Consider the following 15389-nt stretch of genomic DNA (forward strand, 5'->3'; position numbering starts at 1 on the left):
GGCGCCACCTCGTTTTTTAACTTAGCGCTCGGGAATGGCAGCCTCCCAAGCGCTAGGTGCCTGCTCTAGGGACAGGGGCTATTCCACCTGCCCTTACCAGATATGGTGGGCCAGCAAGCTGCGCCTGTAAAGCAATTTGTTGTGGATAAACGCAATAAGTTGTGGATAGCTTACAGACAGCCACCAACCCTTGGTTGGCGGCCGAAGACCTGCTCCCTGACGAAAATTCATCCCCCAAATGCGAAACGGGCGGCCAAAGCCGCCCGCCGCCGTGTCCCATGCCCCGCCCTAGCGGTTGAGGAATTCGAGCTCGAACTTGTCCTCGTAATCGGGGCGCGGATGCTCTTCATGCAGGGTTTTCACCATGCCATAGATCATCAAGAGCACGATCACCGCGATCGGCAGCCCGGCCACGATCGACGCCGTCTGCAGCGCCGACAGACCGCCGGCCAGCATCAGCACCGCCGCCACCACACCGGCCGACAGACCCCAGAAAATGCGGAACCGCACCGGCGGGTTCTCATCGCCCATCGACAGCATCGTACACATGACGAGCGTGCCACTGTCCGACGAGGTGACGAACCACGAGATCAGCAACAGGGTGATCAGGAAATTGATCGGCGTGGTGAGCCAGTCATAGCCAAAGCCCGCCACCGTCTGGAACACGCCCCGCGCGTAATCGGCATTAACCGCATCGACGACCGCCCCCTCGTTAAAAAGCTCGACCCCCGCCGCCGCGCCACCAAAGACGCCCATCCAGACCATGACCACCGTCACCGGCACAAAGAGCACCGCCAGACAGAATTCCTTGATCGTCCGGCCTTTCGAAACCCGCGCGATGAACATGCCGACAAAGGGACACCAGGCGATCCACCAGCCCCAGTAGAAGATGGTCCACCAGCTTTGCCACTGGTTCTCGGGATCGCCGATGATCTTGAACCCCATGGGCACCACGTTCCACAGGTAATCACCGATCCCCGAAATCGTCACGCCGAGCAAGAACGCCGTCGGCCCAAGGATCAGGAACAACAGCAACAGCCCAAGGCTAAAGAGCACGTTCATCTCCGACAGGATACGCACGCCCTTGCCGACGCCCGACGCCGCCGAGGCGGTGCCCATCACCGTGATAATCGCCACGAGGATAAGCTGATTGGTGAGGTTGTTCTCCAACCAGCCGAGCCGCTCCAGCCCCGCCGCAATCGGTGTGATCCCAAGGCCGAGAGAGGTGGCAATGCCAAAGATCGTGCCAAACACCGCAATGAGGTCCACCAGATGCCCCCAGGGCCCATAGATCCGCTCCTTGAGGATCGGATAGAGCGCCGCCCGCGGTGTCAGCGGCAGATCATGGCGATAGGCGAAATAGGCCAGCGACATCCCCGCCAGCACATAAAGCCCCCAACCATGAAACCCCCAGTGAAAGATCGTCACCGTCACCGCCTTGACCGCGGCATCGGTGCCCCCGGCGGCAATGCCCGCGCCTTCGGCAAAGGGATTGCCCTGAATATGGAACATCGGCTCGGCCACGCCCCAATAGATCAGCCCGGAGCCAAGCCCTGCCGAAAACAGCATGGCAATCCAGGAAAAGGTCGAGAAATCCGGCTCATCCTCTTCCTTGCCAAGCTTGACATGGCCAAAGCGGCTAAAGAGCAGCCAGACCGAGAAAAACAGCGCGGCATTGACCACCAGAACATAGAACCAATCGAGGCTTCCGATGATGAAATTCTTGCCCGCCGAGAACACCTCGGACGACGCGTCCACATCGCGGATCGTGTAGAGGACAAAGGCCAGGATCATCACCATCGACCCCACGGCCATAAAGGTGTTCATCCCCTTGAAAATCCCGGATTTCGCAATGAGATTCTCAGGCAGCTTGGGTTTTGTAAGCGGCATGTTCTCCCCCTCCCCTTAACGTGTTGTGCCAGCAGGGCCCTGCCGGTCATTTTTGTTGAGCCAGGCCTGAAACGCCTCGTCGAGGCGGGCGTGATGCTCAGCCCACCAGGTCGCGTCCGAGACAAGGCTGAGATTGTCGGCATAGCTCGGGCTGTTCGGGATCTGCGCCAGAACCTCCTCCGACAGCAGCGCCAGCGACGATTTGCGCGTCGGCCCGTTGGGCAGGTGGCTCACCATCTGCGCCAGCGAGGTGGAACTGCTCGCATAGCGGATAAACGCGAGCGCCGCCGCCTTGTTGCGGCTGCCTTTCGGGATGCCAAAGAGATCCATCTCGAGGATGCGCCCGTCAAAGACGATGGCGAAATCCGCGCCCTCTTCCTTGGCCGCCGTCGCCCCCGTGGTGGCCCAGATCGACGACAGGACAACCTCGCCCCCGTTCAAGAGCCGCACCGGTTCGCGCCCCGCCGACCAGAGCTGAAGCCCGGGGCGGATCGCCTCCATCACGTCAAAGGCCCGCGCCACGCCCTCCTCGGTCTCGAGCAGCGGATAGACCTCGTCGCGCGCCACCCCATCGGCCATGAGCGCCCATTCCATGATCACCGTCGGATCATTGCGAATGGCGCGGGCGCCGGGATAGGTCTCGACATCAAAGAAATCGGCAATGCCGCTCGGCGGGCTGTCGCCAAAGGCCGCACCGGAATAGGCAAATGCCGTGGCCCATTCGATGACGCCGACACCGCAGGGGCTGAGCGCGCCTGCGACGAAATCCTCCGCCGCCGGCGTGCCATCGCTGCCATCCGGCAACTCGATGTCCGAAATATCCTCCAAAAGCCCCGCGTCACAGGCCCGCAGCAGATCCGCCTGGGTCAGGTCCACCACGTCCCAGATGACATTGGCGGATTCGACCTGATCGCGGATCTCGTCGATGCCGCCATTGTAATGCGCCACATGCAGGCGCTGCCCCGTCGCCGCCTCATAGGGCCGCACAAAGCCGAGCATCTGCGAGCGCATATAAGGCCCGGTCCAGCTGGTGAAGGTGAGATTGGGGATGGTCCCGCCCCCGGCGTCCTGCGCGGACAGAGGGCTCGCGGACATTCCGCAGAGAAACAGCGCGGACGCCAGAAGCCCACAAAGCGGGCGTTGGGTTATCGACATGGCATACTCCTACCGTAAGCAACGAACTGGAAAAATCTTGCTCCTTTTCCTCAGCGATGCAGCAACGGGAGGATCGAAACAGCCGGGCCGCCCCATGGCAAGGGATTTCGGCCACGGCGACCCGGACCCGGCGGTGACGGGACAGGGCGGTCGCTCAGAGCCACGACAGATCGCCCCGCGCTTGCATCCCGGCGCGGGTGGCAGATCATGGATGATGGGGGAGGTGGATCGGCGGGGACCGGCCAGGGCCCGATCAGAGGGCCGAAAGAGGCACTGTCGTTTTACCGACGCAAGACCGACGTGCTGCCGACCCGGCATTTTGCCGGATCGAGGCAGGGCAAAACCTCCTGATCAGCGCCAAAACCGGCACCGTCGCTTTACCGACGTAATACCGACGTGTCACCGACCCGGCTTATTTGCCGGATTGGCCTTCGAGTTTTTCGAGCCGCGCCTTGAGGCTTTCATTCTCTTCACGCGCCTTCTGGGCCATCGCACGCACCGCGTCGAACTCTTCGCGGGTGACAAAATCGCGATCCGCCAACCAGCGGTCGAGCATTGATTTCATTGCCGTTTCCGCCTCGTTCTTCGCGCCCTGCGCCACGCCCATGGCATTGGTCATCAGCTGCGAAATATCGTCGAGCACCTTGTTGCGGGTCTGCATCGCTATCCTCCAGAATATACAGGGGCTATATGGGGTGGATGCCCCCTGTTCTCAAGCACAGAGTTCACCCCCATATGACAGATATGTGATCTCTTGACTCTGCCCCCGGCCCATGGCCAACAGGCCCTATGATAGCCGCGATCCCCTTCCCCGACATCTCGCCCGAGATCTTCACGATCTCGCTGTTCGGCCTCGATTTCTCGCTGCGCTGGTACGCGCTGGCCTATATCGTGGGCATCGTTCTGGGCTGGCGTCTCGTGCTCGCCACGGTGAGCCGCCCGACGCTCTGGCCCGGCGACACATCGCCCATGACACGGACCCAGGTGGACGACCTCCTCACCTGGGTGATCCTTGGCATCATCCTCGGTGGCCGACTCGGATTTGTGCTGTTTTATCAACCCGGTTACTACCTGTCGAACCCCGGTGACATCCTCAAGATCTGGCAAGGCGGCATGGCGTTTCATGGCGGCTTCCTCGGCGTTCTGATCGCCGCCACGCTCTATTTCCGCAAGGAAAACATCCCTTGGCTCTCGGCCGCAGATGTGCTCGCCATGGTCACGCCGATCGGGCTCTTGCTGGGCCGGATCGCCAATTTCATCAATGCCGAGCTTTGGGGCCGCCCGACCGATCTGCCCTGGGGCGTGATCTTCCCCGGCGCGGAGGCTCAGAACTGCGGCACGCTCGCCGGTCTCTGCGCCCGCCATCCGTCACAGCTCTACGAGGCCGCTCTCGAAGGGCTGATCCTCGGCGCGGTGCTGATCTGGCTCGCCTATCGTCGCGGCGCCTTCAAACGCCCCGGGCTGATCCTCGGCCTCTTCGTGGCGGGCTATGGTCTCGGCCGGTTCCTCGTCGAATTCGTGCGCCAGCCCGACGCCCAGTTCATCTCGCCCGGCAACCCGCTCGGCCTTGCCTGGCAGATCGGCGGCTACGGTCTCACCATGGGGCAAATCCTGTCGCTGCCGATGATCGCGGTGGGTCTTTACTTCGTGCTCCGCGCCCGCCGCGCATGACCCCGCTCAAGACCCTGATATCACGGCAGATTGCCGCCACCGGCCCGATCAGCATCGCCGATTACATGACCCTCTGCCTGCTCCATCCCGAGCATGGCTATTACCCCACGCGCGATCCCCTCGGCGTCTCCGGCGATTTCATCACCGCGCCGGAAATCAGCCAGATGTTCGGTGAACTCATCGGCCTCGCCCTGGCCCAGAGCTGGCTCGATCAAGGCGCGCCAGCGCCCTTTGCCCTGGCCGAGCTTGGCCCCGGACGCGGCACGCTCATGGCCGATATCCTGCGCGCCACAAGCAAGATCCCCGGCTTTCACGCCGCCGCCCGCCCGCATATGGTCGAGGCCTCGCCAGCGCTGCGCGCGTTGCAGGCCAAGGCGGTGCAAAACGTCACCCATCACGACCATATCGACACCCTGCCCGAGCTGCCGCTTTTCCTTGTCGCGAACGAGTTTTTCGACGCCCTGCCGCTGCGCCAGTTCCTGCGCAATGGCGATCAGTGGCGCGAACGGCTGGTAGGTCTGGATGAGGGTGGCGCGCTTTGCTTTGGCCTTGCCGCGCCCCTGCCGCTCAAGGCGCTCGACCATCGGCTCGCCGACACCACCGAGGGCGATATGGTGACGCTCAGCCCCGCCTCAGAGGTCATGGCCGAAACCCTCGGCGCCCGGATTGCGACCCATGGCGGCATGGCGCTCCTCATAGATTACGGCGACTGGCAGAGCGCAGGCGACACGTTCCAAGCGGTCAAATCCCACGCCAAAACCGATCCGCTCGAGGCCCCCGGCACCGCCGATCTCACCGCCCATGTGGAATTCGCAAGCCTCGCCCGCGCCGCCGCCCCTGCCGCGCATAGCCGCGCCACGCCTCAGGGCGTCTTTCTCGAACGGCTCGGCATCACCGCGCGGGCGCAGGCCCTGGCCTCCGGGCTCACCGGCGCGGCTCTCGACGCCCATATCGCCGCACATCGCCGCTTGACGCACCCAGAGGAAATGGGGACGCTGTTCAAGGTGATGGCGCTTTACCCCGCGGGCACCGCACCGCCAGCTGGACTTGATCTATGACCCTTGAAATCATCACCGCCGACAGTCTCACCCCGCTGCGCCACGGGTTCTTTACCCGCAAGGGCGGTGCCTCGTCGGGGATTTTTCAGGGGCTGAACTGCGGTCAGGGCTCGTCGGATCAATCCGAGATCGTCGCCATCAACCGCCGCCGCGTGTCCGAGGCGATGCAGGTCGATCAGAGCCATCTCGTCTCGCTCCATCAGGTACATTCGCCCGATGTCGTCCATGTCACCGAGCCCTTTGCGGCCAAGCCCAAGGCCGATGCGATGGTCACCGCGACGCCGGGCATCGCGCTCGGCATCCTGACCGCCGATTGCCAGCCGGTGCTCTTTGCAGATGCCACGCATGGGGTGATCGGCGCGGCCCATGCGGGCTGGAAGGGCGCGCAGCTCGGCGTGCTCGAGGCGACGCTCGACGCGATGGAAGACCTTGGCGCAGAACGGGCCGAGATCTGCGCCGTGATCGGCCCCTGCATCAGCCAATCCGCCTATGAGGTCGGCCCCGATTTCATGGACAGCTTTACCCTGGACGACCCTGAGGCCAGCCGTTTCTTTGCCAATGGGCAGGGCGACCGGTTGCAGTTCGATCTGCCGGGCTATGGGCTCTACCGTCTGCGGCAGGCCGGGGTTGGCCATGCCGAATGGACCGGCCATTGCACCTATCATGATGCGACTCGGTTTTTCTCCTATCGGCGCACCACCCATGCCGGCGAGGTCGATTACGGCCGGCTGATTTCGGTCATCCGTCTCTGAATCTGGCGCGATTTGGGCGAAGACCCGCTAGAAATCGCCGGATTCTGGCCTCAGGAAATTCGCACATTCTGAAAACATCATAGTTTTCAATAGATTGCCGGAATGCGCCTCAGCCACATTCCGCGCCGGTCCGACCTCTCAAATCTCTCACAAATTGTTCTCAAAGCCCAAACATGGCCGCAATATCCCGGCAAATTGTTTCCAGAACGAACAACAGTAAGTCCCAAAAAACGGGGACAGTGTGAGGAGCCAAGACCATGAAGAAGCAACGCCGTTGGATGACATCCGTGATTGAAGCGAGCAAATCCCCCGTTGCGCCGCTGCCCTTCCAGCGCGGCTATCGCAAGGTCAAGGTCGCAACCCCCGTTTCCGCCAAACGCGCGAGCTAACCCTCCCGCGTCCCCGCCGCAGTCTTCCCCCCTCGTGGCAGCAAAAGGCCGTGTCCCCGGATGCGGCCTTTGTGTTCCCGGCCTTTCCTCTGAAGGGCCTGGGCGCGACTCGGATTGTGGCGCGATTACAGGCTGAATTTTCAACAATCCTCACCAGACACCGCGATTACCCCGCGCATCAGCGCCAATTTCAGTGAAAATTTGACATAAATGCGCCGCCCCGGCTCAACTATGGCGAGATTGCAGATTAACTCTGTCTTTCTGTCGCTGTTCGGTGGGGGCCGGTACAGATAAGACCCGAAGGACAAAGGTCATAGATGGTTTATTCCCCCTCGGCGCCCCGTATTGTCGCGCCCCGCACCACACATCCCGCATCCAATCGCCCGGCCTCACGCCCTCAGGACATCCGTCCGACCGCCCAGCGCGTCTATGATGTCTCTTGGCTCAACCGCCATGACGGCTCGGTCCAGCGCTCTCGGGTCGAGGCCCCGGCCGGTCCGATTTTCGAGGCGGCGTTCTCGGCCTTTGCCCGTGGCACGCTCATCACCACGACCCAGGGGCCCGTTGCCGTCGAAGACCTCGTGCCTGGCATGCTCATCCAGACCCGCGAGCGCGGCCCATCGCCGCTGCTCTGGATCGGCTCGATGCAGCTTGCGCCCGACAACATCGCGCCCGTGGCACCGCTGACCCGCGTGATGACCGATGCCTTTGGGCTGGGCCGCCCCTCGCCCGATTTCCTCGCCGGCCCCGGCGCGCGCCTGTTGCAGCGCACCACCGGCGGGCCCGGCGACAACAGCCTGCGCAGCGTGCAGAGCTTTGCCGATGGCCATAGCGTGATCCCGCTGCGCCCGCCAAGCCCGGTGCGGCTCTACCATCTGGCGCTGCAGCGGCACGCGACAATCACCGCGGCAGGGCTCACCACCGAGAGCTTTCACCCCGGCGCGGGGTTCAATTCCATCGTGTCTTATGAGACCTCGGTGCGGTTCATGGCGCTCTTCCCGCATCTGCGCAAAACCTCCGAATTCGGAAGCCTCGCCCATCCGCGTCAGCCCTTGCCAATGCCGATCGAATGATCGCTTGCGCGACGCTCAGGCGTCGCGCGCCAGCCGCTCTTCGAGCACCTCAAAGGGCACGCCGGGATCGTCCTTGGCGCCCCGGATCACCAGCGATGTCTTGACGCTGGCGACATTCTCGGCGGCGGTCAGGTCGCGGGTCAGAAACTGCTGAAAGGTGCTCAGGTCCGGGGCCACGCATTTGAGGATGAAATCCACCTCGCCATTGAGCATGTGACATTCACGAACCAGCGGCCAGCCCCGGCATTTCTCTTCAAAGGCGCTCAGATCGCTTTCGGCCTGACTCACCAGGCCGACGCTGGCAAAGACCTGCACCTCAAAGCCAAGCTCGCGGGCGTCCACATCGGCATGATAGCCCTTGATATAGCCGCTTTCCTCCAACGTGCGCACCCGGCGCAGGCAGGGCGGCGCAGAGATTCCGACACGTTTGGCCAATTCCACATTGGTCATCCGCCCATCGGCCTGCAGTTCGGCCAATATCTTGCGGTCGATCGGATCCAGTCGTGTCGTCGCCATGCGAGCCCCCTTGAATTTCGCGATTGTTATAGCAGCCATGCGCATACACGCAATATTGTTTCGCCCAGAAGCAACATCCTTTCGCACAGGAATTTTTAGGTGACGGCTTTGTCATAAAACTGGGGCTTTCACGTGCGACCGGGGGTGACTATATCCGGTAGCCGAACCCTGCCCATGCTGCCAAGGAGCCCTTTGATGTCCGACCCCCGCCACACCCGTGTCCTGATCATCGGCTCTGGCCCCGCTGGCTATACCGCTGGCGTCTATGCCAGCCGCGCGCTGCTTAACCCGATCCTCGTGCAAGGGATCGAGCCGGGCGGTCAGCTCACCACCACCACCGAGGTGGAAAACTGGCCCGGCGACAGCGAAGTTCAAGGCCCCGATCTCATGGTGCGGATGGAGGCCCATGCCAAGGCGATGGGCTGCGAGATCATCGGCGACATCATCACCGATCTCGATCTGTCGCAACGTCCCTTTACCGCCAAGGGCGACAGCGGCACGGTCTATACCGCCGATGCGGTCATCCTCGCCACCGGCGCGCGCGCGAAATGGCTCGGCCTGCCGTCGGAAGAGAAATTCAAAGGCTTTGGCGTCTCGGCCTGTGCCACCTGTGACGGGTTCTTCTATCGCGGGCAGGAAATTGCGGTGATCGGCGGCGGCAACACCGCGGTCGAAGAGGCGCTGTTCCTGACGAATTTCGCCTCCAAGGTGACGCTGATCCACCGCCGCGATGAGCTGCGTTGCGAAGCGATCCTCGAAGACCGCCTGCGCAAGCACCCGAAGATCGAACTGCTCTGGGATCACATGCTCGATGAGGTCTATGGCACCGACACGCCGCTCGGCGTTGAGGGGATCAAGGTCAAACATGTGAAGACTGGCGAGATCACCGACATCCCCGCTAAGGGCGTCTTTATCGCCATCGGCCACGCGCCCGCCAACGAACTGGTCAAGGATCAGCTCGAGTTGCACGCCGGCGGCTATGTCAAGGTGCAGCCGGGCAGCTCGCTCACCTCCATCCCCGGCGTGTTCGCCGCGGGTGACATCACCGACCCGATCTACCGCCAGGCCGTCACCAGCGCCGGCATGGGCTGCATGGCCGCGCTCGACGCCGAACGGTTCCTCGCCGAAGCCGAATAAGCCCTCCTCCGGGTGGACACCCTGCTGTCCACCCGGAGACCCATACGCGACACCCAAAGTGCCCCGCGCCGCTCTGTCAGGCCTGTCCGCCGCCACAGACGGGCAGACAGCGTTCACAGCGTGCCGATCCCCGCGAGATGAGCGTCCAGCTCTCGCGCCCCCTGTGGAATAAAGGTCTCAATTTCCTCTTTTCTCCACAGCGCTGCTTGAATGCAGCCACAATCCCGGTCTATTTCGCGCCGAAACCGGGCTGACCCGACTGGCAGGCAATTGAAAGTGACCCAATGACGATTTCGAGCAATCTCACCCCCGTACCCGAGCTCTATGTGTCCTATGACAGCGCCCAGAAACTCAAGGTCGAGGCCGCTGACCTCGTCAGCTGGGACCTCACGCCGCGTCAGATCTGTGATCTCGAACTGCTGATGAACGGCGGGTTCAACCCGCTCAAAGGCTTCCTGAGCCAAGCAGATTACGATGGCGTGGTCGAAAACATGCGCCTCGCCGATGGCACGCTCTGGCCGATGCCGATCACCCTCGACGTGTCGGAAGAGTTTGCCGCCAAGCTCGAAGACGGTCAGGACATCGCCCTGCGCGACCAAGAAGGCGTGATCCTCGCCACCATGACCATCACTGACAATTGGACGCCCAACAAGGCGCGCGAGGCCGAGCGCGTCTTTGGCGCCGATGACGATGCGCATCCGGCGGTGAACTATCTGCACAACACGGCGGGCAAGGTCTATCTCGGCGGCCCGGTGACCGGCATTCAGCCGCCGGTGCATTACGATTTCCGCGCCCGCCGCGACACCCCGAACGAGCTGCGCGCCTATTTCCGCAAGCTGGGCTGGCGCAAGGTCGTGGCCTTCCAGACCCGCAACCCGCTGCACCGTGCGCATCAGGAACTGACCTTCCGCGCCGCGAAAGAGGCGCAGGCCAACCTGCTCATCCATCCGGTCGTCGGCATGACCAAACCGGGCGATGTCGATCACTTCACCCGCGTGCGCTGCTATGAGGCGGTGCTCGACAAATATCCGGGCTCGACCACCACGATGAGCCTGCTGAACCTCGCCATGCGCATGGCCGGCCCGCGCGAGGCGGTTTGGCACGGGCTCATCCGTCGCAACCATGGCTGCACCCATTTCATCGTCGGCCGCGACCACGCCGGCCCCGGCAAGAACAGCCAGGGCGAGGATTTCTACGGCCCCTATGATGCGCAGGATCTCTTCCGCGAACATGAGGCCGAGATCGGCATCGAAATGGTCGATTTCAAACATATGGTCTATGTGCAGGAACGCGCCCAGTACGAGCCGATGGATGAGATCACCGACAAGGACGACGTGACCGTTCTCAACATCTCCGGCACCGAGCTGCGCCGCCGTTTGGCCGAAGGGCTCGAGATCCCGGAATGGTTCTCCTTCCCCGAAGTGGTCCGCGAACTGCGACGCACCCGTCCGCCGCGCAGCCAGCAGGGCTTTACCGTGTTCTTCACCGGGTTCTCCGGCTCGGGCAAATCGACCATCGCCAACGCGCTCATGGTCAAGCTGATGGAGATGGGCGGCCGTCCCGTGACGCTGCTCGATGGCGATATCGTGCGAAAGAACCTCAGTTCCGAGCTGGGCTTTTCGAAAGAGCACCGCGATCTCAACATCCGCCGCATCGGCTATGTAGCCAGCGAGATCACCAAGAACGGCGGTATCGCGATCTGTGCGCCCATCGCGCCCTATGCGACCACCCGCCGCGCGGTGCGTGAGGATGTCGAACAGTTCGGCGCCTTCGTCGAGGTCCATGTCGCCACCTCGCTCGAAGAATGCGAACGCCGCGACCGCAAGGGGCTCTACAAGCTGGCGCGCGAAGGCAAGATCAAGGAATTCACCGGGATTTCCGACCCTTACGATGTGCCCGAAAACCCCGAGCTGCGCGTCGAGACCGAGAATGTCGATGTCGACAACTGCGCGCATCAGGTCATCCTGAAGCTCGAACAGATGGGCCTTATCGCGGGCTGATCCGGCGTAACACACAAGACACAAAAGGCGGGCCAAGGCCCGCCTTTTCGCGTTCTAACCGGTCACGGGATTAGCTGTCGCGCAGCAGTTCTGCCGCACGGCGCAGATCCTCGCCCCAATGCGCGGCCTGCGCTTCGGCGGCATCGAGCGCGGGGCGTCGCGCAGCATAATCCTCCTCGGACATGGCAGCCATCGCCGCCATGATCTCTTCGGCGCTCTCGCAGAGGATCATGCCATCGGTGTTGATGAATTCCGCGATATTGGGACAGCCCCAATAGATCGGCACGGTCTTGCACAGGATCGCGTCGACGAGTTTCTCGGTGAAGTAGTTCTTTTCGCGCACATTCTCGATCACGACCGAATAGCGATAAGGTGCCAGCCCCTCGGATTTCTCGCCAAAGGGCGCATAGCCGCCGCCCATCACGTCCAGATCCAGCCCCGCCGCCTGCGCCTGCTCGACAATCTCATGGCGCAGCCGATGCCCGGTCTGCGACCGCTTGGCCGAGGCGATCAGCGAACACATCTTGGTCTTGGTCGTGTCGAGCGAGGACCAACCCGGCACCCATGTGCTGCCAAAGGGATAGAAGAGGCCATTGGAGACCTTGTTCAGCAGCTCCTCATGCGGGGTCAACACCCGGTGGAACCGCCGGTGCGTAAAGCGCAGCCAGCGCATGTGGTTGCCATGGATCACGCTCGGCTCGACCACCATGATCGACACTTTGGCGCGCGTGCCAAAGCCCGGGCGAAGATGCAGCGTCTTGCGCGGATAGACGAGCAGATGATCCTCGGGCCGCAGATCGGCCAAGGTCTGCCCCTCGATCCCCTCAGGCACGCCCAGCGGCCAGATCAGATCGGTCAGCAGAATGCGCCCCGGCCGATAGCCGAGCTTGCGGGCGTTGGGCAGGACGGCAATACGGGGAACATCACGGGACATGGCATGCTCGACTGACTGTTGGCTTGAGAGCTGCCATACTTGCAATTGAGCGTTGCCTCAATGCTTGGCCGTGCGAAGGCCCGGGTGTGGGCCCAGCGCACGGCAATTGGCGCATTAGTGAACCGTCACCGGCTCAAGATCGTTCTGCCGGGCCAGAACAAAGGCGAGCCCACGGTCACGCACCAGCGCAAGACGTTCACCCGCCGCGCTATGGACCGCATAGATGCGCTTGGCCCCGTCGAGCTGTACACGGATTTCCTCGGGCAGTTCGGCCACGTCAACAGAGCGGACATAGGCAATCGGACGGTCCCCTTCGGTCCCGAAATCAAACGGCGTGTTCATGACGTGCTCCTTTTGTTGATCTTGATCGTTTGCACCACGGTCTCGGGCTCGGCACGGGTCAGATCCACATGCAACAGCCCGTTTTCGATCAGTGCGGCGCCCACTTCGACGCCATCCGCCAGAACGAAAGACCGCTGAAACTGTCGCGCGGCGATGCCACGGTGCAAAAACACCCGGTCTTCGCTGTCATCGCGTTGGCGGCCACGAATGACCAATTGCCGATCCTCGACGGTGACCGCTAGGTCATCCTCGCCAAAGCCCGCAACGGCCAGGGTGATACGATAAGAATTGCCGCTGGTTTGTTCGATATTGAACGGCGGATAGCCTTCATTTCCGGATTTCGCGCTGCGTTCCAGCAGCCGCTCCAGTTGTTCGAACCCCAGCATATAGGGATGTGTCCCCAGGGTAAGCTTTGTCATTGCCACGTCCTTGAATTAAGCGACCGGTCCAGTGCAGGGCCCCGTTTACGGCGGCCACGGTCCGAATATGGGCATCCTGCACGCGCCCTGCAAGTGCTTTGAGATCGCGACGCTTTCGCCTATTCTCTGGGTTCCGCTTCCAAAGGAATCACCCGGTTGATGTCTGCATTCGGCGATCTTTCGATGAAATCCGACGACGTGCTGCGTGTTGAGCTCGAAGAGTTTCGCCGCCAGCACCGCGATCTGGACGAGGCCATCACGGCCCTTGCCGAAAAAGGCGCGCGCGATCCGCTGACGCTCAAGCGGCTCAAGCAGCAAAAACTGCGCCTCAAGGACCGCATTTCCTGGATCGAAGACCGGCTGACCCCCGACATCATCGCCTGACCTGGCCCACCGCCGCAAAAGCGTGAAAAATCCTTAAATCCCGCGCTGGAACTCTTCCCAATCGCCGCTATAGTGCGCGCTCCAATTCCAAAGAGGCGGATCATGGCCGAAATCAACGTGGGCATCATCATGGGCAGTCAATCGGACTGGCCGACCATGAAAAAGGCAGCCGAAGTTCTCGACGAACTGGGCGTGGCCTATGAAACCAAGATCGTCTCGGCGCATCGCACGCCCGATCGGCTTTGGGACTATGGCCGCGAGGCCGCAGGCCGTGGGCTCAAGGTGATCATCGCGGGCGCGGGCGGTGCCGCGCATCTGCCGGGCATGATGGCGTCGAAAACCCGCGTGCCTGTCGTCGGCGTTCCGGTGCAGACCCGCGCCCTCTCGGGTGTCGACAGCCTCTATTCCATTGTGCAGATGCCCAAGGGCTATCCCGTGGCCACCATGGCCATTGGCGAGGCGGGCGCCGCCAACGCGGGCCTGATGGCCGCGGGCATTCTCGCCACATCCGACGCGGCGCTGGCCGAGCGGCTCGACGCCTGGCGCGCGGCGCTCTCGGCCTCGATCCCCGAGGAGCCCAAGGATGACTGACGCCCCTCTGCCCACTGGTGCGACCATCGGCATTCTCGGCGGTGGTCAGCTTGGCCGGATGCTCTCGGTCGCGGCGTCGCGGCTCGGCTTTCGCACGGTGATCTTCGAGCCGGGCGCCGACTGCCCCGCCTCGCATGTGGCCGACCGCCATATTCAGGCCGCCTATTCTGACGAGGATGCGCTGCGCGACTTTGGCCAATCGGTCGATGTCATCACCTATGAGTTCGAAAACATCCCGACATCGGCGCTCGACCTGCTCGAGGATCTGGCCCCGGTGCGCCCCGGCCGCGAAGCCCTGCGGGTGAGCCAGGACCGGATGACCGAGAAGGAATTTCTCTCAGGCCTCGGCCTCACCACCGCGCCGTTCGCCGCCGTGGATGATGCCGCGAGCCTTGCCCGCGCGCTCGACCAGATCGGCACGCCCTCGATCCTCAAGACCCGCCGTTTCGGCTATGACGGCAAGGGCCAGGCCCGGCTGCGCAGCCCAGAGGATGCCGAAACCGCGCTTGCCGATATGGCCGGTGCGCCCTCGGTGCTCGAAGGGTTCGTCGAGTTCAGCCACGAGGTCTCGGTCATCGCGGCGCGGGGCACCGACGGCTCGGTCGCCTGTTTCGACCCCGGCGAGAATGTCCACAAGGATGGCATTCTCAGCACCACCACCCTGCCCGCGCGGCTCAGCACCGCGCAGCGCACCGACGCGGTGCTGCTCGCCGGTCGCATCCTCAACGCGCTCGACTATGTCGGCGTGATGGGGGTCGAGCTTTTCGTGACCGCCAAAGGCCTCGTGGTGAACGAGATTGCGCCCCGGGTGCATAACTCGGGCCATTGGACGCAGCAGGGCTGTAGCGTCGATCAGTTCGAACAGCATATTCGCGCCGTGGCGGGCTGGCCCTTGGGCGACGGCGGTCGCTATGCGGATGTGGTGATGGAGAACCTCATCGGCGAGGACATGGACCGCGTGCCCGATCTGGCCCGCGATCCTGCCGTGTCGCTGCATCTCTATGGCAAGGCCGAGGTCAAGCCGGGCCGCAAGATGGGCCATGCCAACCGGGTGATCGGCCCCGCCTCGCGCGGCTAG

General features: G+C 62.9%; 17 protein-coding genes. 10 read left to right on the forward strand and 7 right to left on the reverse strand.

The window, feature by feature from the left end:
• Positions 1–288: 288 nt before the first annotated feature.
• The 3 genes from WA237_RS10375 to WA237_RS10385 all read right to left on the reverse strand — a co-directional run bounded on the left by WA237_RS10375 (position 289) and on the right by WA237_RS10385 (position 3706).
• Positions 289–1890 carry a BCCT family transporter gene (locus WA237_RS10375; protein WP_336097630.1) on the reverse strand — a complete coding sequence of 534 codons (1602 nt, stop codon included), beginning with the start codon at positions 1888–1890 and terminating at the stop codon, positions 289–291.
• A gap of 15 nt (positions 1891–1905) precedes the next feature.
• On the reverse strand, positions 1906–3045 hold the full coding sequence (locus WA237_RS10380) for an extracellular solute-binding protein (protein WP_009814230.1): 1140 nt from the start codon (positions 3043–3045) through the stop codon (positions 1906–1908).
• 412 nt (positions 3046–3457) lie between these two features.
• Positions 3458–3706 (reverse strand): accessory factor UbiK family protein, encoded by a 249-nt coding sequence (locus tag WA237_RS10385; RefSeq protein WP_009814229.1) that lies wholly within the window; start codon positions 3704–3706, stop codon positions 3458–3460.
• A 128-nt stretch (positions 3707–3834) separates the two neighbouring features.
• On the opposite strand from WA237_RS10385, the gene lgt reads away from it, so the two are divergent.
• The 5 genes from lgt to WA237_RS10410 all read left to right on the forward strand — a co-directional run bounded on the left by lgt (position 3835) and on the right by WA237_RS10410 (position 7988).
• Positions 3835–4716 (forward strand): prolipoprotein diacylglyceryl transferase, encoded by an 882-nt coding sequence (gene lgt / locus WA237_RS10390; RefSeq protein WP_336097631.1) that lies wholly within the window; start codon positions 3835–3837, stop codon positions 4714–4716.
• On the forward strand, positions 4713–5774 hold the full coding sequence (locus WA237_RS10395; protein ID WP_336097632.1) for a class I SAM-dependent methyltransferase: 1062 nt from the start codon (positions 4713–4715) through the stop codon (positions 5772–5774). The genes lgt and WA237_RS10395 overlap by 4 nt, the downstream gene beginning before the upstream one ends.
• Positions 5771–6526 carry a peptidoglycan editing factor PgeF gene (gene pgeF, locus WA237_RS10400; RefSeq protein WP_336097633.1) on the forward strand — a complete coding sequence of 252 codons (756 nt, stop codon included), beginning with the start codon at positions 5771–5773 and terminating at the stop codon, positions 6524–6526. The genes WA237_RS10395 and pgeF overlap by 4 nt, the downstream gene beginning before the upstream one ends.
• Before the next feature lie 257 nt (positions 6527–6783).
• Positions 6784–6915, forward strand: coding sequence for a hypothetical protein (locus WA237_RS10405; protein ID WP_276514674.1), 132 nt, complete (start codon positions 6784–6786; stop codon positions 6913–6915).
• Positions 6916–7232: 317 nt separating this feature from the next.
• The gene (locus WA237_RS10410) at positions 7233–7988 is read left to right on the forward strand and encodes a Hint domain-containing protein (protein ID WP_336097634.1); all 756 of its coding nucleotides are present in this window, start codon (positions 7233–7235) and stop codon (positions 7986–7988) included.
• Between the two features lie 15 nt (positions 7989–8003).
• On the opposite strand, the gene WA237_RS10415 is transcribed toward WA237_RS10410, so the two are convergent.
• Positions 8004–8504 carry an Lrp/AsnC family transcriptional regulator gene (locus WA237_RS10415; protein WP_009814224.1) on the reverse strand — a complete coding sequence of 167 codons (501 nt, stop codon included), beginning with the start codon at positions 8502–8504 and terminating at the stop codon, positions 8004–8006.
• Positions 8505–8699: 195 nt separating this feature from the next.
• Between WA237_RS10415 and trxB the strand changes: the two genes are divergently transcribed.
• Both trxB and WA237_RS10425 read left to right on the forward strand, forming a co-directional pair.
• Positions 8700–9641, forward strand: coding sequence for a thioredoxin-disulfide reductase (gene trxB, locus WA237_RS10420; RefSeq protein WP_336097635.1), 942 nt, complete (start codon positions 8700–8702; stop codon positions 9639–9641).
• A 284-nt stretch (positions 9642–9925) separates the two neighbouring features.
• Positions 9926–11641 carry a bifunctional sulfate adenylyltransferase/adenylylsulfate kinase gene (locus WA237_RS10425; RefSeq protein ID WP_336097636.1) on the forward strand — a complete coding sequence of 572 codons (1716 nt, stop codon included), beginning with the start codon at positions 9926–9928 and terminating at the stop codon, positions 11639–11641.
• Positions 11642–11711: 70 nt separating this feature from the next.
• Here WA237_RS10425 and WA237_RS10430 read toward each other — a convergent pair whose 3' ends face one another.
• The 3 genes from WA237_RS10430 to WA237_RS10440 form a co-directional block, all read right to left on the reverse strand.
• Positions 11712–12575, reverse strand: coding sequence for a glycosyltransferase family 10 domain-containing protein (locus tag WA237_RS10430; protein ID WP_336097637.1), 864 nt, complete (start codon positions 12573–12575; stop codon positions 11712–11714).
• Positions 12576–12689: 114 nt separating this feature from the next.
• Positions 12690–12917: a DUF1150 family protein gene (locus tag WA237_RS10435; protein ID WP_009814220.1), complete on the reverse strand. Its 228-nt coding sequence runs from the start codon at positions 12915–12917 to the stop codon at positions 12690–12692.
• Positions 12914–13336: an Hsp20 family protein gene (locus WA237_RS10440; RefSeq protein WP_040618027.1), complete on the reverse strand. Its 423-nt coding sequence runs from the start codon at positions 13334–13336 to the stop codon at positions 12914–12916. The genes WA237_RS10435 and WA237_RS10440 overlap by 4 nt, the downstream gene beginning before the upstream one ends.
• A 159-nt stretch (positions 13337–13495) precedes the next feature.
• Here WA237_RS10440 and WA237_RS10445 point away from each other — a divergent pair, with 159 nt between their 5' ends.
• From WA237_RS10445 to WA237_RS10455, 3 genes are all read left to right on the forward strand, one after another.
• Positions 13496–13720, forward strand: coding sequence for a YdcH family protein (locus tag WA237_RS10445; protein ID WP_009814218.1), 225 nt, complete (start codon positions 13496–13498; stop codon positions 13718–13720).
• A 102-nt stretch (positions 13721–13822) separates the two neighbouring features.
• Positions 13823–14311, forward strand: coding sequence for a 5-(carboxyamino)imidazole ribonucleotide mutase (gene purE / locus WA237_RS10450; RefSeq protein WP_009814217.1), 489 nt, complete (start codon positions 13823–13825; stop codon positions 14309–14311).
• Positions 14304–15389, forward strand: a complete 1086-nt coding sequence (locus WA237_RS10455; protein WP_040618026.1) for a 5-(carboxyamino)imidazole ribonucleotide synthase — start codon at positions 14304–14306, stop codon at positions 15387–15389. The genes purE and WA237_RS10455 overlap by 8 nt, the downstream gene beginning before the upstream one ends.

It is taken from the genome of Roseovarius sp. CH_XMU1461, assembly GCF_037027165.1.
Taxonomy (GTDB): domain Bacteria; phylum Pseudomonadota; class Alphaproteobacteria; order Rhodobacterales; family Rhodobacteraceae; genus Roseovarius; species Roseovarius nubinhibens.